17 protein-coding genes and 2 tRNA genes are annotated in these 23,827 nt (G+C 50.1%); 4 read left to right on the top strand and 15 right to left on the bottom strand.

The genetic code is table 11. The annotated features are described in order from the left end of the window. The first annotated feature begins 111 nt into the window (after positions 1 to 111). On the top strand, positions 112 to 1,689 hold the full coding sequence (locus H6995_06300; protein MCP5214597.1) for a sulfatase-like hydrolase/transferase: 1,578 nt from the start codon (positions 112 to 114) through the stop codon (positions 1,687 to 1,689). Positions 1,690 to 1,902: 213 nt separating this feature from the next. Here H6995_06300 and H6995_06295 read toward each other — a convergent pair whose 3' ends face one another. The 9 genes from H6995_06295 to H6995_06255 all read right to left on the bottom strand — a co-directional run bounded on the left by H6995_06295 (position 1,903) and on the right by H6995_06255 (position 14,817). Then, entirely contained in the window at positions 1,903 to 2,307 is a 405-nt protein-coding gene (locus tag H6995_06295) for a RidA family protein (protein ID MCP5214596.1), read from the bottom strand. 354 nt (positions 2,308 to 2,661) lie between these two features. Next, positions 2,662 to 4,239 (bottom strand): GMC family oxidoreductase, encoded by a 1,578-nt coding sequence (locus H6995_06290; protein ID MCP5214595.1) that lies wholly within the window; start codon positions 4,237 to 4,239, stop codon positions 2,662 to 2,664. After that, positions 4,232 to 4,804, bottom strand: a complete 573-nt coding sequence (locus H6995_06285) for a gluconate 2-dehydrogenase subunit 3 family protein (GenBank protein MCP5214594.1) — start codon at positions 4,802 to 4,804, stop codon at positions 4,232 to 4,234. Before H6995_06285 ends, H6995_06290 begins: the two co-directional genes overlap by 8 nt. Positions 4,805 to 4,820: 16 nt before the next feature. Beyond that, the gene (locus H6995_06280; protein ID MCP5214593.1) at positions 4,821 to 6,395 is read right to left on the bottom strand and encodes an arylsulfatase; all 1,575 of its coding nucleotides are present in this window, start codon (positions 6,393 to 6,395) and stop codon (positions 4,821 to 4,823) included. 230 nt (positions 6,396 to 6,625) lie between these two features. Beyond that, positions 6,626 to 8,977 (bottom strand): TonB-dependent receptor, encoded by a 2,352-nt coding sequence (locus H6995_06275; protein MCP5214592.1) that lies wholly within the window; start codon positions 8,975 to 8,977, stop codon positions 6,626 to 6,628. Between the two features lie 238 nt (positions 8,978 to 9,215). Continuing rightward, a complete protein-coding gene (locus H6995_06270) occupies positions 9,216 to 10,166 on the bottom strand; it encodes a LysR family transcriptional regulator (GenBank protein ID MCP5214591.1) in 951 nt (316 codons plus the stop codon). 65 nt (positions 10,167 to 10,231) lie between these two features. Beyond that, positions 10,232 to 10,981 carry an SDR family oxidoreductase gene (locus H6995_06265; protein MCP5214590.1) on the bottom strand — a complete coding sequence of 250 codons (750 nt, stop codon included), beginning with the start codon at positions 10,979 to 10,981 and terminating at the stop codon, positions 10,232 to 10,234. Between the two features lie 65 nt (positions 10,982 to 11,046). Beyond that, entirely contained in the window at positions 11,047 to 13,008 is a 1,962-nt protein-coding gene (locus H6995_06260) for a tetratricopeptide repeat protein (protein ID MCP5214589.1), read from the bottom strand. Between the two features lie 225 nt (positions 13,009 to 13,233). After that, positions 13,234 to 14,817, bottom strand: coding sequence for a sulfatase-like hydrolase/transferase (locus tag H6995_06255; GenBank protein MCP5214588.1), 1,584 nt, complete (start codon positions 14,815 to 14,817; stop codon positions 13,234 to 13,236). 187 nt (positions 14,818 to 15,004) lie between these two features. On the opposite strand from H6995_06255, the gene H6995_06250 reads away from it, so the two are divergent. After that, the gene (locus H6995_06250; protein ID MCP5214587.1) at positions 15,005 to 15,997 is read left to right on the top strand and encodes an AraC family transcriptional regulator; all 993 of its coding nucleotides are present in this window, start codon (positions 15,005 to 15,007) and stop codon (positions 15,995 to 15,997) included. Between the two features lie 60 nt (positions 15,998 to 16,057). Here H6995_06250 and H6995_06245 read toward each other — a convergent pair whose 3' ends face one another. From H6995_06245 to H6995_06220, 6 genes are all read right to left on the bottom strand, one after another. Next, positions 16,058 to 17,563, bottom strand: a complete 1,506-nt coding sequence (locus tag H6995_06245) for an FAD-binding oxidoreductase (GenBank protein ID MCP5214586.1) — start codon at positions 17,561 to 17,563, stop codon at positions 16,058 to 16,060. Positions 17,564 to 17,575: 12 nt separating this feature from the next. Continuing rightward, on the bottom strand, positions 17,576 to 17,899 hold the full coding sequence (locus tag H6995_06240) for a cytochrome c (GenBank protein MCP5214585.1): 324 nt from the start codon (positions 17,897 to 17,899) through the stop codon (positions 17,576 to 17,578). A 232-nt stretch (positions 17,900 to 18,131) separates the two neighbouring features. Continuing rightward, positions 18,132 to 18,207, bottom strand: a tRNA-Glu gene (locus H6995_06235). 4 nt (positions 18,208 to 18,211) lie between these two features. After that, a tRNA-Ala gene (locus tag H6995_06230) sits at positions 18,212 to 18,287 on the bottom strand. Between the two features lie 64 nt (positions 18,288 to 18,351). Beyond that, positions 18,352 to 19,734, bottom strand: coding sequence for a PhoH family protein (locus H6995_06225; GenBank protein ID MCP5214584.1), 1,383 nt, complete (start codon positions 19,732 to 19,734; stop codon positions 18,352 to 18,354). Positions 19,735 to 20,089: 355 nt separating this feature from the next. Beyond that, complete coding sequence (locus H6995_06220; GenBank protein ID MCP5214583.1) at positions 20,090 to 21,574, bottom strand: glutamate--tRNA ligase; 1,485 nt, start codon at positions 21,572 to 21,574, stop codon at positions 20,090 to 20,092. Positions 21,575 to 21,822: 248 nt separating this feature from the next. Between H6995_06220 and H6995_06215 the strand changes: the two genes are divergently transcribed. Together H6995_06215 and H6995_06210 are read left to right on the top strand one after the other, a co-directional pair. After that, positions 21,823 to 22,425: a hypothetical protein gene (locus tag H6995_06215; protein ID MCP5214582.1), complete on the top strand. Its 603-nt coding sequence runs from the start codon at positions 21,823 to 21,825 to the stop codon at positions 22,423 to 22,425. Between the two features lie 379 nt (positions 22,426 to 22,804). Then, positions 22,805 to 23,539, top strand: coding sequence for an NYN domain-containing protein (locus H6995_06210; protein MCP5214581.1), 735 nt, complete (start codon positions 22,805 to 22,807; stop codon positions 23,537 to 23,539). The last annotated feature ends 288 nt before the right edge of the window (positions 23,540 to 23,827 follow it).

Here is a 23,827-nt window from a genome sequence, read left to right as displayed (position 1 = left end):
GCTATTTTACCTCTATTGGTAATAGCCACTCAGCATGTCCCGCTTTATGTGGTATTCAGGATAACCTGAGGGGAAGCAAGTCTATCAAATAAGGCACATGAGGAAAAATATATGAAAAAGTTAATGGCAGGTCTTTGTGCATTAACGCTGAGCGTGACTGTTGGCGATAGCATGGCATATCAGGTAGATGCCGCTCAACAGGCGTTAGCGCAGGAACACCGTGATCAATGGCGCGAAGAAGATAATGCAATACAGGAAAAATTAACCCAATTAAGAAACAAGAACGATAGGCCCAATATCATTATGATCCTCACCGATGATATCGGCTGGGGAGAACTAGGTTCCTACGGCGGCGGCAAGCTGCGTGGCACGCCAACGCCAAACCTGGACACCCTGGCAGCGGACGGCATGAAACTATTGCAGCATTATTCCGAACCTTCCTGTACGCCGACGCGTGCGGCACTGATGACCGGACGCTTACCCATTCGCAGCGGACTCGATGAAGTGTTATTCCCAGGCCAGGTTAAAGGGTTAGTGGCTGAAGAGTATACCCTCGCGGAATTGCTTTCCGATGCCGGTTACCGCACCGCTATGTTTGGTAAATGGCATATGGGCGAACAACCCCAGCATCAACCCACCAACCAGGGGTTTGATTATGCGTTGTACACTATGTTTAACGGTGGTGTCTGGCCCTGGTCCGAGAATGCCGATTACTATGACCCGGAAAATGAAACCATTGGTGAAGTCCCCTATACCCTGGATATGCCGAAGAACTACGAGCAACAAACCGGTATCGTCATTCATGGTATCCAGGAAAGCCGTAAAGGTGAAAAACCACGAGAAATCGGCAAGCTCACCCTGGAGCGTTACAACGTTCATGAACAGGAACTGACCGAGGGTATTCTGGATTTTGTTGAAGACAACGCCAAAAAAGATGATCCCTTCTTCGTCTATTGGGCCAGCAACGCCAATCAGGTTTTCTTTTGTCCTCCGGAAGAACGTAATACCAAATATGTGGATAAAGCCAACTGCCAGGCTTCACAACTGGCTCAACACGATAAAAATGTGAAACGACTTCGCGATAAACTGGAACAGCTGGATATCGCCAAAAATACGCTGGTTCTCTGGGTCAGTGATAACGGCCCCATGTACCAATTCTTTCCCGCGGCGGGCTTCAGCTACCTGCGCGGGAAAAAACATCAGGTCTACGAAGGCGGCGTTCGCACACCAGCAATTGCCTGGTGGCCCGGCGTTATCGCGGCTGGTCAGGATCCTATCGATCTGGTGCATGTAACCGACTGGTACACCACCATCGCACAGATTGCAGGCGCCACTAAACTGATGCCAGGCAAACGTATTATCGACGGAGTCGACCAAACTTCTTTATTGCTTAACGGCGAAGGGTACTCCAGACGGGATTATGTATTTCATTACGAGTATCAGTTTTTTAACAAGGAATCCGGCTCTCGGCTCGCAGCAGTACGTTGGAAAGATACCAAGCTTCACCTCAAGCAGCCGGTTGAAATATACAACATTATGCGCGATCCAAAAGAAGAGTTTTCAATGCGTGCAAAATATCTGTGGGCTGTCATCCCTATGCGAAAAATGGTTTACGAGCACCAAAACATGATGGAAAAATTCCCCAATCGTAAGATTAAGGAAACGGCTGGATCGAAACTAGCCTATTAATGGTCAAATTCGCTTGGTCATGAACGGTGACCACCTAGCTAAGCAACCATAGCTCTAAAACTAGAATTTGACTCCCTCTACCCACACCGAGTTGTGGGTATTTCAAGGCCACAATTTGTGGCCCTTTTTTTGGAATCGCCATAACCTCAAAAATTCCCACTGTCACTGAATAGCCGCAATGACCACATAGTCTGATGTCTAGAAAGTTACCCTCTAATCAATGATAGCAGTCACTTCAACCTCAATTAAAAATTCCGGCAACGCAAGAGATTGGACTCCAATTAACGTATTGGCGGCAGGCAGCTCTTGCGCATAAAAATCAGCTGCGGCATTAGTTATGATCTCTAAATATTGCGGTTCATGGTTTACCACATAGGTTCTCATCCTCACAACATCCGCCGGCGTCGCACCGGCTTCCCGGAGTACCGTTTTTAAATTTATAAATACTTGCTGCGCCTGTTTGGCCAGGTCTCCCGCACCCACCAGATTCCCGTTTTCATCCCATGCCACCTGCCCGGCACAGTAAATTTTTGTTTGTCCCTGCGACCTGGTGGCGTGAGAAAAGCCATAATGTAGACTGTTATACATTGAATCCGGATTAATCGTTTCGCGTGTCATATTAGACCTTCCTTTCTATCATAAAAATTGTACAGCTTCGGCAATGCGCGTAGCGGGAAGTTCTCCAGGCCCTTCTCTATCCCATTTTACTCCTAACCTAACTCTTTTGCCGGTGTAATGAGCGGGCTTGAAGAAATTATCTGAAAACTCTTACGCAACTAAACGTACAATAACCCTTCACAGGTTCACATTCCTGGCCTATCCACAGATCGCCACAATGGGTTGATGGAAAGTTTTGTTGTTCATATGGGAGTGGTTCCGATCCAGCCTTATGACAGTTTAGGATGAATGGTCAGCTGTACAAAAAAACCGCAGCACCCCGAAGAGCCACTGCGGTGAGGGAGGGAAATAGACTCAGTCCGCGAGCTGTCCCCAATTCTTCGCCATAAAATGGGCAGATTTCATCGCCACCGCATGGGCGGTAAAGGTGGAATTGATCGACGAACTGGTGGGAAACACGCTGGGGCCGCCGATAAACAGATTCGGCAGATCATGCGTTTGTGCTTCGCCGTTAGTTACTGATTGGCTGCTATCGGTCCCCATTATGGTACCTCCCATAATATGCTGTCCCGCCATCGGTCCATGCCAGGCTTGCTTGGCGCCCGCCGCGTTGAAAAGGTCGACACCCTCCTTGCTCGCGTTTTGCCAGAGCTTGCGCCCTTCTTCGCTGACCTGATAAGTGACCCGCGCCAGCGGCAGCCCGAAACGGTCCTTGTCTTTGGCCAATCCGATCCGGTTATCCCGTACCGGCTGATCTTCGCAGACGCCAACCATGGAACCGAGAAAACGCGCACCTTCCTGCATAAATTGATGCAGATCGTTACCGTAAATATCCGGTCGTGACATAGCAATGCCGAGCAGGTCGTTAGGCTTGACCGCTAAGCCGATTTCCCATTGACGGCTACCAAAAGCGTCGTTTGGATTACCGGTCTTGGTAAAGGCATCTTGACAGATCAGCTGACCACCAGTCGCGCCCAGGTAGTTCTGCATCTCTTCTTCGAACATGCCGAACACCGACAGCGCTGGATGAGCCATCAGATAGCGCCCCACCAGGCCGCTGCTGTTGGCCAGTCCGTCGCGGTGAGCACGGTTGGCCGAGTTGAGCAGAATCCGCGAGTTTTCCACAGTAAAGGCGCAGAGCACCACGGCATCCGCCGGTTGTATAACCTTTTCACCTTCACGCGTGTAATATTCAACGCCGGTGACCTTTTTACCCTTTTTGTCCGTCAGCACTCGGCTGATGTGCGCGTTACCCTGCAGCCGCGCTCCGGCCGCCTGCGCCCGTGGCAAATAGACTACCAGCGGGTTGGCCAGCGCACCGATCGGACAACCCGCATCGCACCAGCCGTCCCAGATACAGGCCGGACGGCCGTTATAGGGCTCGGTCAGCACCGCCATCGGGATCGGCGCTGTGTGCATGCCCATTTTCTCAAAGCCACGCGCCAGCACCTTGCCGTGATTACTCACCAACACCGGCGGCATAGGATAGGGATCACCCGCCGGACGCCAAACCTCCTGCTTCGCATCACCGGCCATGCCGACATCTTTTTGCACCATATCGTACCAGGGACGTAACGCCTCATAATCAAATGGCCAGTCCAATCCCTTGCCATAGCGACTATGTAGTTCAAAGTCTTCTGGGTGGTAGCGCGGCCAGACACCATAATGGTGGATTGCCGCACCGCCGAAACCATGGCCCGCATTGAAGTTGTACCAGATACTGTCGGCTCCATCTTCCACTACATGGGGGGCGCCCCACTTCAGCCGCCGCGCCCAGGTCTGCGAACTGTAAAGATCGCCCAGCTTGCGCTCCACTCCGCGCTCCAGCACCAGCACACTCTTGCCCGCCTCAGCCAGCACCGCCGCATAAACACTGCCAGCCGCACCGGCACCGACGATAACTACATCTACTTTTTCCAGGGTCTTAACCATTCCATCCCTCCGGGGGCATGATATGCGCCATATAAGGTACGTTAAGTTTTTCAAAGCCTTCCGGTGTGCCATACACCACATCCACCGCATCCGAGCGCAGGCACAGATAGAACAGCGACAGATCGTAGCCATCCGGCGTCCGGGTGCCCGGTTTGCCGATCATCTTGATCAATTGATCCAGTTGCGCATCACTGAGCTTCGCTACTTCTTGCTTAAATTGCTGCTGCGCCAGTTGCTCGCACCCCGCTACACCCTGGCGGTAGAAGTTACGATAGGGCGGCGGCACCTGAAAGTATTTGGCGATCAACAGGCAGTCGCCCGGATCCTCACCCAACTGATGATCGATGAAATGCGTCACCCCCGCTTCCGCCGCGCCGGGTAGCAAGGCGTCGGCCAGCCGATCCAGCACCGCCGCTTCGCTGGCGTTTAGCCGCAGCAAAGCTACCGACTGCGCACGCGCCTGTTGTGGTGTCAGCAGCAGGCTACCGCCGCCGATCTGGAAAGCCAGTGCCAGCGTCGCGCCGCCCACACCGCGTTTGATAAATTCTCGTCGATTGATTGTCATAGACAAATCTCCAGTTTTAATAGCCCGAGGGACCCTCGGGAAGTATCACTCCTACTTGATCAGCGTAATCTTGCCACGCCGCCGCCAGGCGCGCCATCAACTCCGGGTGAGCGGCTGCGACATTGTGGGTTTCACCTCTGTCCTTTTCCAGATCATACAGCTCCCACTCCCCCGTGCCAAAAGGTGGCGGTTCCAGATAAGCTTTCCACTTGCCTTGACGCAAGGCTCTGCGGCCAAACAATTCCAAACCGAGAGTGGCGTCTTCGGCATGAATCCGCGCCAATGGATCATCCATGAGCGGAAGAAGGCTCTTTCCGCGCAATTGCGCCAAGGGTCTTCCGCGGTACTTTTCCGGATAAACCACACCCGCCATCTCAAACAGTGTCGGTGCTATATCCATCACTGTAACCGGTGTGCCGGCGATTACACCTTTCGATGCCATCTCTTTACGCCAGATAAAGGCCGGCACATGGATACCGCCCTCGGAGACATGGCCCTTATAATGTTTGCCCGGCGCTGTTGTGGCGTGCGCCCAATTGGGGCCGTAGAATATATAGGAACCGGCACGTCCCATATTTTCAAAACTGTTGTCAAAGTGTTCTAACCAGCCCTCCAATAAAGGACTTTTTTCCAAAGGTGTGCCTTCGGCACCGTTATCGGAAAGAAAGATAACCACCGTATTATCCAACACCCCACTCTCTTCCAGATAGCTGACCAGAAGTTGTATATTCTGATTAATGCTATCCACCATCGCCGCAAAAACCTCCATTTTCCGTGCTTCGATGCGTTGCTGCTCCTTGCTCAGACTTTTCCAGGGTTGATACCCTGGCGGTGGTGTGAAATTAACACCTTCATCTAACAGCCCGGCTTGCTGCATTCCCTCGAGACGTTTCTCCCGGAGTACATCCCAGCCCTGATCGTAACGACCCCGATATTTGCGGATCAGATCGTCCGGCGCTTGCAATGGCCAATGCACGGCGGTAAAGGCCAGATAAGCAAAGAACGGCTGGCTCGCATCGTTTTCACTGAGATACTCTATCAGTTTTTCGGTATAGAAATCGCTGGAATAGCGCCCATTTGGCCATTCCGCCAGCTTACCGTCTTCCCGGAAAAGCGCTTTTGGCGCCATCGCCAACAGCCCGGTATCGTCAAAATGACCAGCGCCGCCGTGCAGCAGTGCGAAGGAGCGATTAAAGCCTTGCGCCGCCGGGCTGTGCTCCTCCTCCAAGCCCAAGTGCCACTTGCCCGTCATCGCAGTGAAGTAACCTGCATCCTGTAGCAACGAGGCGATCGAAACCACGCGCTGATTCAGATAGCCTTCATGTCCCGGTTTGCCCCGCTGATTGTCGGCCAGAAGCTCCGCCATATTGCCCAGTCCGGCAATATGCGGGTCTGTACCGCTGAGCAAGGCGGCACGAGTCGGGGAACAGGTGGGCGTGGAATAGAAAGAACTCAGTCTGACACCATCCAATGCCAGGCGGTCAATAGCGGACGTGTCTACCTCACCGCCACCGAAAGCGCCAAGATCGGAATAGCCGAGATCATCTACAACAACGACGAGAAAGTTTGGACGCTGATCTGAATTTTCCATCGACATGGACTGCCGCACAGGTGTTGCCGCACTGTTCTGTTGCTGATCGCTACAGGCGCTGAGGCTAAAAATGGCTGCCACAGTAAAAACACCAAAACGCAGCCAGGTCAAACTAACCCGTAACATAAAACAAACACTTTGCTTTATCACTTCGATCCCCGGATTGAGGTTAACTAAATAACTACCCTGACACCGAAAGCTATCAGGGTAGTTTAGTCACTGGTAACAGACTAAAAGCTGTATTTTGCGGACAGGCTCCACTCCGTTTCACGGGCAAAAACACCTGCCGAATAGGCGGCGCCAGTGTCCAGAGCCGAAATTCCGGTCGCCAGATAAAGCTCACTGTTCAGGTTGCGTCCCGACAGGATAACTTCCCAGGCTTCATCGATACTGACGAACGAGACGGAGGCATTCAATAAATGGTAAGCGCCCTGACGCAAACGCGGCGTATTAATCGCATCGTTATAGGATTCGCTCTTATAGGACCAGTCCAGCCTCGGTGTAATCGTACCCCAGTCAGCCAACTCCTTGGTATAGGCGACACCCAGGCTGGTAGACCATTCAGGCGTCTGTGCGAGGGCTGTCTTTTTCGTGATAGGGGAATTATCCAGCACCGTTTGATCCAGTTTGACATACTCCGCATCGATGTAACCTACAGAGGCCTGCAGCAACCAGGAGTCCGTCGGCACAAAGCTGGCTTCCACTTCAAAACCCTTAAGTTCCGATTCGCCGGCATTGAAGGTAATAGGAGCGAAGCCTTCACGAACGATAATGTGCTGATCTTCGTAATCAGTGAAGAAGACGGCCGCATTCAGGCGCAGACGGTAATCCAGCCAAGTGGACTTCAGGCCCAACTCATAGCTGGTTGCTGTTTCCGGGTCGAAGGAAGTGGGACCGTTGAGGAATTCAACATTGTAACGCTGATCGAAACCGCCGCTCTTGAAACCTTCTGAATAGGTGAGATATACCATGATATCGTCGGTGAGGTCATAGGCCAGGTTGAACATGGGCGTCCAGTCATCGAACTGTTCCTCATACTGTCCCGCTGGCAACAGACGGTCGCCGGACGTGAAGAGCCGTCCAGCTACGCCGCCACATCCTGGCTCCGTTCCGGTCGGACAGTCAAAAAAGCGTACCCCCGGACTGCCAGGACCGCTTTTGATGTAATACGCACCCTCTGGGATATAGGAATAGGGCGAAAAGCGTTTGGTTTCATCGGTGAAACGCAGGCCGAAGGTCAAATGTAGACGATCGGTCGCATCCCAGGTTGCCTGGCCGAATACTGCCACATTATCGTTATCGGTTTGACCGCCGCTGATAAACTCACCGATAAAAGGCAGCGGGAATTCCACTGGATTCGGATTATCCGCTTCCTCTTCGAAATAATACAGGCCAACCAACCATTTCAGGGTGCCGTCCAGGGCCAGACCGCTGAACTGAAATTCCTGGCTAAACTGCTCGTGCTCAAAAGGGTCCTGAGTGTGGAAAATTCGAAACTGCGTATTGTCACCATCGCGTGCAGAAAAGGAATCCATGTCACGGTATCCGGTGATCGATTTAATACTCAGATAATCGTTAACTTCCCAGGTCGCGGTCAAATTGACGCCCCAGTAATCCAATTCGGAGACCACTTTGGCAGTTCCCTCGGATTCAAACTCATCCTTAAAGGTGGTGTCGTTCAAACAGTTGGGATCGCCATTAGTGCTGACCGGGGGGCCGGGCGGCAAGCCGAAAGAAGAACAACCCGGAATCTGGATATTGGTCAGGTGGGCAAAGGACTGGGTATCGTTAAGACCTAAAGAGACGGAAGGCGCGCCTTGCTCTCTCTCCTTGGTGGCGTCAACGGCAAAGAACAGGTCGAACGAGTCATTGGGCATCCATTGCAGTGCCAGACGGCCGGCCAGAGCGTCGTCGTCACCCAGCTCCTTACCATCAAACACACGATCCACATAACCGTCACGTTTACGGCTCGACAGGCTGATTTTACTTAACAGCGTATCGGAAATCGGCACATCAAAATCCGCCGACACGTTGCGCATATCATCGTCACCGATTTCAATTTCGATACTGCCACGGAATTCCTCCGCTGGCCGCAGCGAAATCATCGATACAGCACCGCCGATCGTATTACGTCCGAACAGCGTTCCCTGCGGCCCTCGCAAAATTTCAATACGCTCCAAATCCAGGAAGTCCAGCGCACCGCCGATCGACCGCGAATAATATACGCCGTCCACGTAAAGACCAACACCGGGGTCGGTTACTGCAGTGAAATCGGTTTGTCCGATACCCCGAATAAAAATCTGCGACGACGAGTTACTGCCCGACGCCGGCGCATGGGAATCGAAGGTCAGGTTGGGCGTCACATCGGCCAGCCGGTCGGTGGATTTGATATTTCTTACCTTCAGTTCGTTGGTAGTGAAGGCCGATACCGCCAGCGGCGCATCCTGCAAACTTTCCTCGCGCTTACGCGCGGTAACCACGACTTCCTCCAAAGCAAAGCCGCCCTCGGCCGCCTGTAGGTTGGTGGTCGCCAGCAAGCCGGTTACGGCCAAAGGGGTTAGCACGTATTTTATTGAGTTCATGTATTTTCCCTCGTTTGTGTTCATTGAAATACCTTCTGTTGTTGAATCGCCGTCTATTGTTTTTATGCTCAGAACGATGCCGGACAACCCTATCTCTGCAAGCTGATAGGAATTACACCGACAGCGATTAGATCAAAAGTTCGCTTTTCACGGTAACGAAAAAAAATATGGGAAGTTATACTAAAACTTATAGCCGGAGACGCTGGTAGATATCAGCGATAAACCGAAAAGAAAGGAATTAGAGTGTTACAGTCAAATCACAGTGCCTTTGCAAATAGGAAATCAAGCGTCTGGCTCCAGGCAACAGCTCGGGGCTTTTCAGATAAGTGATTCCCACCGGGCCCCAGTCGGTATCCAGATCAATGGGTAATATCACCAGCCCCGCAGCCGGGCGATGCTCGACCACCTTGCGCGGCAGTCCGAAAATAATAAATTTACCCGTCGCCAGCAACGCATCAACCGATAACACGGATAACGTATCAACGCGTCTGGAAGGGAGTTTCAGTTTCTTATTGAGAAAGATTTTAACCAGCTGTTGATAAGCTAACGAATGTTCTTTGGGTATGATGCAGTACTCATCGACCAGCTCTTCCAGCGTCAGTTTTTTTCGTTGCGCCAATGGGTGCGAATGGTGTGCCGCGACACACAATTGATCGTGATAAAGCAGTTGCGTTGCAAATTCATCCTGACTAAGGTCGGCTGGCAATCTGCCGATCACCAGATCCAATTGCCGGTTACGTAGCGCCTCGAACAGTACTTCATGGTCGCCCTCGGTAATTGAAACACAGATACCGGGATGCGCCAGCATCAATTCGGTCACGGCAGCCGCCGCCAACCCCGCTGCCGCAACCGGCATCGCACCCAGGGATATTTTGCCTGAGTCGGCGTTTGTTAACTGGGTTATTTCTTCCCCGGCCAATCTGATTTCACCGAAGATCACCAACGCCCGTTTACGCAAAACTTCAGCGTACCGGGTCGGGTAAATACCGCGGCTGTCCCGCTCAAACAGGGTAACACCCAAGGTCGACTCCAGCTCGTTAATGCTCTTACTCACGGCAGGTTGTGTTAATGAAAGCCGTCGCGCCGCTTCAGCAATACTGCGCGACTCTGCGACCGCTAAAAACACTTGGAGCTCACGGGTTTTCAGGTATCTGGGCAGCCTGTCTGCAAGGCTGTAGGTATCAGCCACGCAATTTATCTCCTTCACTTTGTAGGGTATTTATTATAGAACAAACCTATATAAAAAATGTATTTTCAAGTGCCACTCATCCCCCCATCAACCGGCAGACAGGCACCCGTAATAAAGCTGGCGTCGTCAGAAGCCATCATCAATATGGCCGATGCGATTTCCTGCAAACTGCATAACCGTCCCATCGGCGTATGGGCAACCGTCTCCTCGACACCCTCCTGCGGTACCCATGACGAACCGGGCGTGACGGTAAGGCTCGGCGCAACCACATTAACGCGAATGCCATGCGGCGCCAACTCCAACGCCATGGCTTTCAGTAATCCTTCGATAGCTGACTTGGCGGTCGTATGCGCGCTAAATCCCGGGGCCGGTGATTTGGCCAGGACGCTGCTCAACCCGATAATACAACCTGACTTTGCAGCAATCATTAATTTTGCGACTATTTTCGCGGGAATAAAATAGCCCCGAACCTCCGTTAACAGCTTGGTTTCAAGCTCCTCTAGAGAGAGCTCCGTAAACAGTTGCCAGGAAGCCGGCGGGGCGGCATTGAGAACTAAAATATCAATCGACCCAAACTTGGCCACTGCCTGTTCGACCATTTGCCGGGTAGCTGCTTCATTTTGCACATCGCTACAGATGGCCTCCGCCTTGCCACCGGCACGGACAATCTCCTCAACAACCGAATCCGCCGCCGCTTGATTGCGGTGGTAGTTAACAATTACAGAAGCACCATTGCCCGCCAGTAATTTTGCGGTTTCAGCGCCTATCCCCTGGCTGGCGCCGGTAATTAGCGCAACTTTTCCTGTTAGCCTCATAATACATACCTCAATGATGTTAAATTACAGTCTACACAATCCACTCGTTGATATACCGGATTGCCTCATTGGTTAAGATAGAAACGTACCGCCTGGAGGTTTTTCAATACCCGCTCATTGTCCGGCATTCGCTGCTGCGCCTGCAGCAGATAATTTTCAGCCTCTTTATAGCGTTTTAACTCCGCCAATAGCAGCCCCAGGGAGTAATAGGCCGGGCCAAAAGTAGGTTCATACTTAATGGCTTCTTTAAACACGATCTCCGCATCCCGGTACTCTTTAAGGCGATAGTGCAGGTGCGCCAAGTTAATGCGCGATGCGGTATCACGGTTATCAATTTTAAGAGCTTCTCGATAAGCCTTCTTTGCCGCTACAGGTCGTTGCTGCTTTTCGTGATACATGGCAGCGTAGCGTTGACCTGAGGCAAAATCGGCGTTTTGTTTCATGTATTCCTGATGTTCTCTTTGCGCCTGTTGGAATGCTGCCACGTAATTTTGCGCAACGCTGACCTCAGGAATATCCGCCATCGCTCCAGCCACGGCAATTCTGACAGCGCGTACCGGGTCATTCAGCAAGAGAGTAAGTAAGTCTTTTCGACGCTCTGCCGCGACATTCTCCAGAGCTCGGATTGCGTGTAATCTCACCAGCGGCGCTGAATCGGCGATGACATTGATCAGCGCCTGTTGAACGGGTTTCAAATGTACCGCCTGCCCGAGCCAGAATGCCGCCGTAGCCCGGGAAATTGCCGGCTGGGATTGATCCTCCAGCAAACTCACCAATCCGGGAAGCGCTGCGCCCAGATCGGTTGTAGCGGAGGCTAATATTTCTGAAAAATGCGGCTGCCGTTTCTCGCCAAACCATTGAACAACTGTCTTGGCAGCCCAATCCGCCGTTTTCTTCTCGTGGCAGCCGTTACAGGCGTTAGGTGTTCCGAAACCTGTGCTTAAATCCGGACGCGGTACACGCAGGCTATGGTCGTGGCGTAAATCCACGCCCATGTAGTATTTGCCCGGCATATGACAGCTGACGCACTGGGCACCCGGGGATGCATCAGGATGATGATGGTGTTGGCTGCTATCGTATTGCGCAGAATCATGGCAACTAGCACAGAGTTGATTTCCCTGTGCACGCAGGCTGCCCGAATGAACCTCGTGACAGCTGCTGCAGGTAACACCATTAAGATACATCTTGCTCTGGGTAAAAGACCCATAGACAAAGACTTCATCATTGATCTGACCGTCGGCGTGATAAAGACCGGGCCGTAAAATTTCCGGAGCATAATGATTCATCATGCTGCTCTCGTCGGCCTTAAAAACCGGACTCAATTGGGCACGCCGGGAATGACAGCGGCCACATTGTTCCACCTGCAAGGACGGCGACAATCCCGGCCTCATCAGAATCGCCGGATCGGTATCCGGCGGGCGCGTTTGGTCTTGCATCAAATTAACATGCGCTAATCCTGGGCCGTGACAAGCTTCACAGCCGACATTGACTTCCGACCAACGCGTGTCATAGGTTGCTGAATCCGCTTGATAATTTTTATCCACAGCGGTGGAGTGGCAATCGGAACACATGGCGTTCCAGTTCATCGCACCACGAGTCCAATGCAGCCAGTCGTCGCTGTCAGGAACCGGATCCTGCAGATAATACCAGTGCTGCTTTTGCGTATCCCAGGCCCAGGGCAACGCCTGTAATCTGCCACCGGGAAATACCACCAGATACTGTTGTAACGGTTCGTAGCCAAAGGTGTATTTTACCTGGTACTCCTCCACCTTCCCGTCGGTGCCTTGAGTGGTGACGAAATAATTCCCGTCGCGTTGCCGAAACTGAGCCGTTAATTTTTGATGTGTTGCTTTAACATTATTGAAATCAGCCCTGACGCTGGCCTTCGTGGCTGGCAACATGGCTTGGGCATGGTGGGATCGCTGCCAGGATTCAAATTCGTTGAGGTGACAACCAGCACATTGCTGGCTGCCTAAATATCCCGTCATCGGTTGTATGGCCTGTTTCCCCGGCAGGGAATCAGCCAACGATGCGCCGTGAGAGAGGCTGCCTTGGATGAGCATCAGGCAAAGCAAAAGCCAGGGTCTCCGGGGCGTCTTAATAATCGGCAAGGCCTTCTTCAAACTATGTTTCGCATAAGCATGAAAAGTGAGTGTTCATGCAGCGAATGGTAGCATGAAAACAGCCACGGGAAAGTGGCAATAATACCGTAAAGGGTATTATTACCACTTTCCGCCAGAGTCTAGAAACCCCTAGAAAATGCCGCTCGGAAGAACGCGATGAGGATATTTTTGAATCAATTGTTGGTGCTTACCGATTATTCGTTGGAAGGGTACGACATAGGCCAAATGATGATACATGGAACCAAATTTTTCACCTGGGTCTCGGATAATGTTGTACACCTCCATATTCGGCAAACCACCCTTACTTCCCGGTTTGATGTGCAGCTTCATGTTTTCCATGCGCACCGCAGCTAACCGATTGCCGCTGTAATGGAAAATATAGTTACGGCGGCCATGGCCATTGCCGTTTAATAGCAGCGCCGTTTGGTCGAGGCCGTCGACAATGCGGTCCGAAGGTATTTTGTTTTTGACACCGGCAATGCGTGCTGCTGTCGTAAATAGATCGGTAGTTGAAAATAAGTCATACGCTGTCTGTCCGGGTTCGATCACTCCGGGCCACCAGGCCATGCCCGGCGTGCGTACGCCGCCCTCATACACTTCGCCTTTACCGCCACGCAACCAGGAATAACCACTATCCGGCCAGAAGGCATACATGGGGCCATTATCGCTGACCCACACGACCAGTGTATTTTCGGCGATTCCCTGTTCTTTCAAGGTATCAAGCAACTCTTTCATATAGTCATCGTGCTGGGCCAGCTCCGCTGCTTGCAGGTTGGGCACATCATAACCGGGCCTGCCACGGAATTCCTTGGGTGAAGCGGCCATTTGTTGAGCGTAACTCGCCCAATATAAAAAGAATGGTTTATCAGATTTGGCATTGTCTTTAATGTATTTTTTGATGCGCGTAATATTACCGCTTTCCATATCCGGCATCGAAGTCGCACCAATCGGTTCAACTTCCTTACGCCCTTTACCTTTTATTCCCTCAAAGTGGCCATGTACCTTAATACCATATTTGTCTTCGTAATCCTTAAATGAGCCAGGGAAATCATACTCGTAACCATTACCGTTAATGGTTTCCGCGTCGTAGTGTGCCTCCATATTGGCCCAGGAATAGGGTTTGCCGTTATACAGCCCATAATAGGCATAGTCGAAGCCCTGCCGTTCCGGGGCATGTTCCTCCCGTTCGCCGACATGCCATTTACCGAACATAGCGGTTTTATAACCGGCCTTGGACAACATTTCCGCTACAGTCACTTCCTCATCCGCCAAACCTTGTGTTTGTCCCGGCCAGAGCACGATATCGACACCAGTACGCACTGGATAACGGCCAGTCAACAACGCCAGCCGCGTTGGCGTACAGGAAGGCTCTGAATAATGCGACATAAACTTCATGCCCTCCTGCGCCATCGTATCCAAATTGGGGGTCGGGGTGCCACGCAGGATGCCGCCACCATAGGAACCAAGCTCTCCCCAACCGATATCATCGGCCAGGACATAAATAATATTGGGCTTTTTACCGTATTTCTTCTCCATTGCCGCTAGCCGATTATCCAGGTCTTTATCTTCCTTCGACCATTCCTTGTTATGCTGTTTTTGCGCGTCGATAAAAGGGGCATCCGGTTCATAGGCCTGAGCTAACGAGCTGGACAATAGGAATGCGCTAATTAATCCGCCAATACGTGCGCGATCGATGATTGCTTTGCTAGGCATAGATAACTCCAACGTTAGATTTTCTGCTTCGTAGAATAAAAGACGATACACTGACTACTCAGCTTACCGAAAATCTTCAAGAACGGGTTATCGGAAATGCGCAAACTATTTCAGGTTTGTGCATAAATTGGAAAAAATGCCGTGCAAGCGTACAATAGCAAAGGTCTCCTTAGAGCCAGTCTCAGTCATGCAAAACACATTATTTGACAGCAACCCTATCCCTCTCTCCGCCTATAAGTTTTTGGATACGAAAACCTATGCCGAAGCGGAAAAGGCTTTGGAAAACACGGTCGAACCAAGACGCTTTAGCTCTCACCGCCGCAATGGCAACCAAGGGATACAAGTGACCCGTTATCAATTGGGGGAGATTCAGTTATTCGGTCTCCATTTCGAAGGCGCTCTCAGTATCGCCTCTGAGCGGTTGGAATCGGTAAATATTATTATCCCAATATCCGGTCGACTCCATACCGATACAGGGTCTAATACCACTTCAATGAGTGCCGGTCTGGCCAGAATCAATTCACCGGGCGAGAAAATTTCAGTCGAATGGGAATCCAGTAGTACTTCTTTGGTGGCACGTATCCCTCGGGATACACTGAACAGATATTGCCGTGAACTTTATGATATAGAGGCCTATCAGGATATTCGCTTTGCACCGGTGTTGGATCTTTCCCGAAACGCCGGCAGCAGCTTTCACAATATCTTGGACACTATTCTTCGCGAGGCAGATAATACCGATTCATTACTAAACCGAGGCGTATTAGCGAAGCATTTCCAGGAAATACTAGTCACGGCATTACTGAATCTTCAAACCCATTCGCTCTCTGAAACACTAGACCGACAGGCACGTCAGGTGAGGCCCTTCTATATCCGCAAAGCAATTGCCTATATCCATGATAATGCTGCTGATTCGATTACCCCCGCTGACTTGGTCAAAGTCGTCGGTGTTAGCCTGCGGTCACTACAGGCAGGTTTTGCGAGCTATCATAACATTGGCCCCAGCGCCTATATTAAACAGGTAAAAATGCAAAAAGCCCGGGAACAGCTGCTGATCGCAAACCACCTGGAAACCACCGTAGCGGAAGTTGCCGCGAGCTGGGGCTTCTACAATCCCTGTAGCTTTACCGGCAATTACCGCAAGTTGTATGGCGAAAACCCCTCCGAAACGTTACGACGTTAGCACAACAAAGCGGGTAATATAACCGATAGCGTTTAAGCTATTCCCAAAATGGAAGTGCAGTTAAGCAACCCCTAAATAATGATGAAATAACCCTTTAGGGTCATAGTTTTTACGTAGTTGTTCCAGACGTTCCCAATTTGCCGCCGTATAACACTGCCGGTAGCGGTTTGCCGTCAGGCTCGGCTCTATCTCGTTGACATAATGGCCTTCGCCAAAGGGATCCATCAATGGAATCGTATCGCCCAACCATTGATAGTTGGCGGGATCATCCTCTTCCCGATCCCAAATGGCATAACAACCCACATAACAATCGGCAACCCAGGAAAAACAGGAATCGTCTTTTGGTTCGAGCCGCATATTAGCGGAGGCAAGCACATGACAATCCTTAGTTGGTGCGGTTTTAAAATGATCCGCCAGTGCATGCAGTGCACCGTTGCCATCATTGGTCAGCACGTTATCGACAATGTAACGCGCCTGACGGCCAGCTGGATCAGCCAGGCTAAAGTAGCGGTCGTATAAGCCTTCGAAGGAAAACGTCTGGAACTCCATACTGACCAAGCTCTGCGTCGCCAACGCTGATTTAGCAAAGGGTTCAAGAGCAGCCTTGGCCTTTGCCTCCGTATCCTCAAAGGCAAAAGCCGTGAAGAAGCAAATTTTCGACTGTTCCGGCGGCGCATCCTCCGGCACTTCCGGATGATGCATCAGCACGGTAATCAATTCCACTCGGTCCACATCATTTTCCGCTCTGATTTTATCCAGGGTCTTAGTGACCATTTCCAGGTTATCCAGGGAAGTAATATAGGAACTTGACATAATCGCTTTCGGCACAGGATAAAGTTGCAGATACAAGCGCGTCACGATTCCGAAAAATCCAGGGCCAGCGCCACGCACTGCCCAGAAAAGATCGGTGTTTTGCGTAGCATCAGCTTTTACCAGCTTACCATCCGCGGTGACTATTTCCGCACCGACAATAGAATGGGTCGCCATGCCTCCGCGTTGAGGATAGTTCCAGCCGATCCCACCACCCATGGTAAAGCCACTCAACCCTACCGAGGGGCAATGCGGCACTGGGAAACTTAACCCTTTTTCGCGCGCGGCAGTGACCAGATGCAAGCTGCGCACGCCCGGTTGAATGGCTGCTACCTGCGTTGAAACATCAATTTGAATATCATCTAAAGCGGAAACATCAATGACCATACCGCCATCACGCACTGATGTTCCCGTCGAATTGTGACCACCGGCACGCACCGACACTTTAAGCTTTTTCTTACCAGCATATTTGACGGCGCTAATCACATCCTCTACCGATTTTGCTTGCACGATCATTTCCGGATAGCGTTTCGGTTTCGAATGATGCCAGACCATCGCCTGTCGCCATAATTCGTAGTTTTTATCATTACGATGAATAATTTTTCCCTGCACGCCCGGAATTTTTGTTCCGTATAGTTCTCCTGAGGGTTTGTCGGCAAGTATAAGGCCAGAGCGCAGCATACCCAATGCCCCGAGGGCCGTCATAGAAGCCAGCTGTTTAAGCACGAGCCGACGTGAAGCTGTTGATTGACTCATAACCATCCTCTCCTATTTCACCTGAGTAAAGAATTTAGCCAGCATTTTCATATCAGCCTCGGATATAGACTTCACTACGGTGGTCATCGTCGCATCCTTACGAGCACCGGACTGAAACGCTTTCAGCTGCTTAACCATATAAGCCTCGCGCTGCCCCTGTAAATTAGGGTATTGATCCGCTTTGCCGATACCGTCAGCGCCGTGACAAGCCACACAGGCAGCAATTTTAGCCTGATCATCCGCCGCTTGGTCATTGGCGATAGCGCCAACGGTAAAAAACGTAATAACCGTACCAAGCCAGTATGAGCAGGCTTTCAATAAAAAGCGGTCATTCATGATTTGTTCTCCTCGTTTATCCAGCTCAATAGTATAGCCATCAACCTGGAAGAATAAGATGAACAGACCAAAGAGACTATCAAATTTACGAAAGTGATAGCCTAAAAACGTAATAAACTTGCGGATTAATTTGCTTGGCGGAGAAAGCTACCCAGCATCAACTGCAACACAGGATTATTTTTTTGGAAAGAAAAAGGCCCACTCTGACGAGTGAGCCTTTAATCTACAATGGTGGCGTCCCCTAGGGGGTTCGAACCCCTGTTACCGCCGTGAAAGGGCAGTGTCCTAGGCCTCTAGACGAAGGGGACAATTTGGTGGAGCTAAGCGGGATCGAACCGCTGACCTCAACACTGCCAGTGTTGCGCTCTCCCAGCTGAGCTATAGCCCCAAAAAGAGCTGGGCATATTAAGCACACGGGTGTTTTCTGTCAAGCATTACTGCGGCCAACCCCTCTATAAATTTTCTTCAGCGAAGGCCGCTAAGCGGCTTCGTTCAATGCTCTCTATATGCATGATGCCCGCATGTTGAAAAGCCTTAAATTTTTCCACAATATAGGTCAACCCCGAAGTGAGTGGGGTGATGTACTTATTATCAATCTGCGCCAAATTTCCCAGCACAACAATTTTAGAGTTTTTACCGACGCGTGTGATAATGGATTTTAGCTGAAACTGCGTCAGGCTCTGGCTTTCATCGATGATGATATAAGCGTTATTGATGGATCTTCCGCGCATAAAATTGAGTGATTTAAACTGTATGTTGGCCTTCTCTTTAACGTAGGAAATACTGCCGATACAGGATTCATCGTTGCCGTGTAAAATCTCCAGATTATCGTCGAAAGCGGCCAACCAGGGGGCCATTTTTTCCTCTTCCGTACCGGGCAAAAAACCGATATCTTCAGCGATAGGTGGTGTGGAGCGGGCAACGATAATTTTGTTGTACTGCTTTTTCTCGATGATGGCATGCAGGCCGAAGGCTAACGCCAGCAGAGTTTTTCCGGAACCGGCCGGACCGGTAAGAATACTGAGGTCGATTTCCGCTGATTGTAGTAAATAAAAAGCCATTGCCTGATCAAGATTTCGAGGTGTTAAACCCCAAATATTCTGATGCATCAATCGGTTAACATTTAAATCTCGAAGAAAAATGGCGTCATTTTCAATCGCTTCGACGAACCCGATGAACCCGTTATCATCACGCACGAACATATTCGGATAATATTCGGGATGTAAGTCGCGACGAATAACATGCACCGTATTGTCACCACGCGTTAGGGTATCTACCTTATCCACCCCATCCCAAAAATCTCCGGCAACCACTTCACGGCCTTTTGCAAGCAGGTCGATATCGTCTAGAATTTTGTCCTTACGATAGTCTTCAACATTGCGTAGTCCCGAGCCTTTCGCCTTGAGGCGCATGTTGATATCTTTGGTGACGAGGCAAACATAAATTTCCGGGTTATGCTTTTGCAACGACAGCGCTGTGTTAATAATCTGATTATCCTGTGCATCCTTGGTCAGATAAGGAATTGATATATCACTACGTAGCAGTTGGTCGGGAAAAATAGACAATGTTCCGGATGCCGTACTATTTTTCGCTACCGAGGTAACGATTTCCACCCCTTCCTGAATTTCACGTGTATCGGCGTTCGCCAATAATTTGTCAATCATTTGAATGGCTATACGCGCCTCTTTGCTGACATCCTTGTCGCGCCGGTCCTTGATATCGTCCAGCTCTTCGAGCACGGTCATGGGAATAATAACCTTGTGCTCATTGAAGGAGTAAATCGCGTTCGGGTCATGCAACAATACATTGGTATCAAGCACATAAATTTTTTGCATGAATCAATTCTCCAAAGACAATGATTGAGGATAAGTACCGGACGATAGGTATAGGCTTGAAAAAGGAGTGTTTAAGTGCTGGTGCTGGGTAAGGTTTAAGGAAAAGGATTGTGGATTGAAAGCTGGTGCATATGGGCTGACTGCGAGCCCCATCAAAACCCTAGAGGGTCTTGCCAATAGACGCATAAAACCTCACATAACGTTCTGAAAAACCACTATCCCATATTAAACCCCTCATAAACAGGATCAACCGTTTTTTAGTTATTATGGATAATTTTTGTGGCTACTCGACATCACCCCTTATTTTACTCAGAGGTGACGTCTTCAGGCTGCACACATGCTGTTTGTCTGGTTATTATGCAAATTTCCGAAAATCCTTTTCCCACTGTTTCGTCTGTTTTTTGGATAAACCACCCAAAGCGTTAACCGCATGACGCAACCGTGCTCGGGATAAATCCGCGCCCAGAATCGACATCGAGTCAAACACCGAAGTAGATACTGACGTTCCGGCGATAGCAATAAACAGTGGGAACAGATAATCCCTGATTTTTAATTCCATCGTCTCTGCCATGCCTTTGATAATGACCTCAATATTGTCACGGCTCCAGTCCGGCTCGGTTTCTAAGCGCCAAAGCGTAAATTGCAAAATCCGTTTACAGTCATCCTGTGTCAACGATTTATGCTCAAAATTCTTCTCACCAATATTCAGCAGTCCGGAACAGAAAAACGCTGCCATAGGCACGATATCGCTGAACAGCTCAACCCGTTCCTTCAATAAGGCGGCAATACGCATTAGGTATTCAGGGTTTAAGGCCCATTCCTGCACCCGGCCAGCAAACTGTTCAAGAGATAAATCTTCCCTAATCCAGTTGCCGTTGAGCCAACTGAGCTTTTCCATATCGAAAATCGGGCCACCCAATGACACTCGATTCAGATCAAAATTTTCTATCATCTGATCCAAGGTGAACTTTTCCCTTCCGTCAGGCATGGACCATCCCATCCGCCCTAAATAGTTCAATACCGCTTCCGGTAAAAATCCCATTCGGCGGTAGTAATTAATACTAGTGGGATTTTTACGTTTGCTCAGCTTGCTTTTATCCGGGTTACGCAACAGTGGCATATGACAAAGTTTAGGCATTTCCCAGCCAAAATATTCATAGAGCAGCTGGTGCTTAGGCGCTGAGTTGATCCACTCTTCGCCACGAAGCACATGGGTAATGCCCATCAAATGATCATCCACCACATTGGCCAAATGATAGGTCGGCATGCCGTCGGCCTTCATCAAAATTTGCATATCAACCTGCTGCCAATCAATCTGGATATCACCGCGCAGCTGATCCCACACCGTGCAAACGCCTTCTCTTGGCACCTTCATGCGAATCACAGACTCCTCGCCCGCCGCCAAGCGCTCCGAGACTTCTTGCTTGCTTAAGTGAATACAAAGACCGTCATAACCCGGCGTTTGCTTGTTCGCCATTTGTTCTTCACGCAACTGTTGCAATCGCTCCGTGGTACAAAAACAATGGAAGGCATGCCCTTTTTCAAGTAACTGCGCAGCATGGTGCTGATAAATATCGCTGCGTTCACTTTGGCGATAGGGCCCGTGTGATCCACCGACGTCCGGGCCTTCGTCCCAGGTAATGCCCAACCAATTCAACGTATCAAAAATTGCTTGTTCTGAATCCGGCGTACTGCGGGCCTGGTCGGTATCTTCAATTCTGAGGATAAATTGGCCACCTTGGCTGCGTGCAAAACACAGATTAAACAGTGCAATATAGGCAGTGCCTACATGAGGGTCGCCGGTAGGCGAAGGCGCGATGCGGGTTCGTACGGTCATTATCTAAACTCAATTACAATCGATTAACGTCGATGGCGAGATAGCGCCACGGAAAGTCGCGTATTATACGGGTTAATCGGGATGATTGGCGATAGTTTATGCACGGGGCGAAAGCGGCAACGCAAATGGATGCTCCTAGGTCACCCAGTGTTGATGAAACCATACATCTGGTTTAGTATCTGCGCATCCGACCGGTCAGCCGCTCCCAGCGCGCCACTACATTTGCCAAAACATCTGTGGAGAATTTGATAATGAAAAAAATAACGGAAGGTATCGCTCTCCTAAAACCCTTTTCTCTTTACGAGATTTCCGGCACAGTGCTGACGGAGTCGACACGCAGTGAAACGCAAACCACGGGGAGTGTCGGCACCTCGGATAACCTAGCCCATAGTCTTGCCCCCCATATGCCGCGGGCCATCAAGGGAAAGATAAAATCAACCACCACCAGGTACCAGACGATTCATCTCAAGGACAGTGATGAGCGCCGACATGTAGTTGAGCTGGTAGACTTTATTGTGCCATGCGCAGAAGGCGATGTATTAAGCTTCTGGGGCATACAAGAAGACAGATGGTTCGCTGCGCGCAATCATAGCACAGGAAAGAAATACAAAAAGCTTTCCAAGGCAAGGTCTGATCTCTATCCGGTGCGCATGCACCTTGTTGCTACCGTGCTGCTCGCCGTGCCGCTGTGGCTGGATATGAAAGCCCAAAACGACGATGCCGGATTCAGTGTGTTTGCGGGTTTGATATGCCTGGTTTTAGCCGGCCTGATCACATGGGTACCTATGGCAATCTTAGCATTCATCCGTAGTATGATCGTGATACGTAAGGTTCCGTTCGACGCACCGCAGTAGACAGCAAAGAAATACAGGCGACAACTCAAATTAGGAAAGCTTTCATATACACAATGGCAGTCTTTGCCATAACCACTGGGGCGATAATGATAGACCAACCGCCTCCCGCTCTTGCGCCAGCAGACGACAAAACACTGGGCAAAGAAGATATGGAAACATTGAGGCTATCGCAACTTAACTCGATCATTACAAACCATCAGTTTCGTGCACGCTAGAGTCTCATTCCGCAATCCATTATTATGCTAATCTGCGCTGTGCTTTATCTATCTCATTGGAAACTGGCGAAAAAATTCAGTGCGTAATAAATCATCAGGCAGTATGGTACTGACTGATGAGCCTATTTTAACCAACCTGAACATTTTACTGAGACGCCAAAGCCATGGAATACACCAACAAATTAGCCGTATTAATTGACGCAGATAACGCGCAGCCAAGCATCGTTGACGGGTTGTTATCAGAAATAGCCAACTATGGCATCGCGAGTGTCAAACGCATCTATGGCGATTGGACTGCACCTGGCTTAAAGGGGTGGAAGGATGTTCTTTTAGAGCACTCTATTCAACCCATGCAGCAATTCGCCTACACCAAAGGTAAAAATGCAACCGACAGCGCCATGATTATTGACGCTATGGACTTGCTTTACACGGGTAATTTTAATGGCTTCTGTATCGTATCGAGCGATAGCGATTTTACCAAGCTAGCCTCACGCATCAGAGAGTCGGGCTTGCTGGTTTACGGTTTTGGCGAACAGAAGACGCCTGCTCCTTTCGTTTCCGCCTGCGATAAATTTATTTACACCGAAGTGCTTCGCGCGAAGACAGACGATAGTGAAAAAATCGTAAAAAAATCCAGTAACGAACTGAAGCAGGATACTAAATTAGTCAGCCTGTTGCGTAATGCTGTGGAAGCATCCTCCGACGAAAGCGGCTGGGCGCAACTAGGGCCAGTAGGAAGTAATCTCGCTAAACAATCATCGGAGTTCGACCCGCGTAACTATGGTTACGGTAAACTGGGTGAGCTAGTTGCCGCAACCAAACTTTTTAACCTAGAAGAAAGGGCTATCGGAAGCGGTAACTCAAAAGCACTCTATGTGCGAGACAAAAGAAATAAATAAAACTCACTAGCGTTTTAACTAAAGCTATAGCTGATTTTGCTGACATACTCGCATCACCCGAAAGACCAAAAAGAACGTTTTCCATTAGTGCTCTTTGCGTCGATTTCCGCTACTATCGTTATAGCACGGTAGCGCAAGCGGAAATAAATAACCGCGTAATCATGAGTGGCGCTTGCCAATACCTGGCAAAATTTAAATGGGATCGAGACAGAAAATCTGATTCACATTTACGCAATCCCTGACACGGAACCTATCGCAGACGGATAAGCCCCAATTCTTCGGCCTTAA

Source organism: Pseudomonadales bacterium, assembly GCA_024234615.1.
GTDB lineage: Bacteria > Pseudomonadota > Gammaproteobacteria > Pseudomonadales > IMCC2047 > JAJFKB01.
The sequence above is the reverse complement of the archived record's forward strand: the minus strand, read 5'-3'. Positions and strand labels throughout refer to the sequence as shown.

What these genes read in the sequence shown, in the direction of transcription:
- H6995_06300 (MCP5214597.1), top strand. Translation starts at nt 112, where the DNA reads ATGAAAAAGTTAATGGCAGGTCTTTGTGCATTAACGCTGAGCGTGACT.
- H6995_06295 (MCP5214596.1), bottom strand. Translation starts at nt 2,307, where the DNA reads ATGACACGCGAAACGATTAATCCGGATTCAATGTATAACAGTCTACAT.
- H6995_06290 (MCP5214595.1), bottom strand. Translation starts at nt 4,239, where the DNA reads ATGGTTAAGACCCTGGAAAAAGTAGATGTAGTTATCGTCGGTGCCGGT.
- H6995_06285 (MCP5214594.1), bottom strand. Translation starts at nt 4,804, where the DNA reads ATGACAATCAATCGACGAGAATTTATCAAACGCGGTGTGGGCGGCGCG.
- H6995_06280 (MCP5214593.1), bottom strand. Translation starts at nt 6,395, where the DNA reads ATGGAAAATTCAGATCAGCGTCCAAACTTTCTCGTCGTTGTTGTAGAT.
- H6995_06275 (MCP5214592.1), bottom strand. Translation starts at nt 8,977, where the DNA reads ATGAACTCAATAAAATACGTGCTAACCCCTTTGGCCGTAACCGGCTTG.
- H6995_06265 (MCP5214590.1), bottom strand. Translation starts at nt 10,981, where the DNA reads ATGAGGCTAACAGGAAAAGTTGCGCTAATTACCGGCGCCAGCCAGGGG.
- H6995_06255 (MCP5214588.1), bottom strand. Translation starts at nt 14,817, where the DNA reads ATGCCTAGCAAAGCAATCATCGATCGCGCACGTATTGGCGGATTAATT.
- H6995_06250 (MCP5214587.1), top strand. Translation starts at nt 15,005, where the DNA reads ATGCAAAACACATTATTTGACAGCAACCCTATCCCTCTCTCCGCCTAT.
- H6995_06245 (MCP5214586.1), bottom strand. Translation starts at nt 17,563, where the DNA reads ATGAGTCAATCAACAGCTTCACGTCGGCTCGTGCTTAAACAGCTGGCT.
- H6995_06240 (MCP5214585.1), bottom strand. Translation starts at nt 17,899, where the DNA reads ATGAATGACCGCTTTTTATTGAAAGCCTGCTCATACTGGCTTGGTACG.
- H6995_06225 (MCP5214584.1), bottom strand. Translation starts at nt 19,734, where the DNA reads ATGCAAAAAATTTATGTGCTTGATACCAATGTATTGTTGCATGACCCG.
- H6995_06215 (MCP5214582.1), top strand. Translation starts at nt 21,823, where the DNA reads ATGAAAAAAATAACGGAAGGTATCGCTCTCCTAAAACCCTTTTCTCTT.
- H6995_06210 (MCP5214581.1), top strand. Translation starts at nt 22,805, where the DNA reads ATGGAATACACCAACAAATTAGCCGTATTAATTGACGCAGATAACGCG.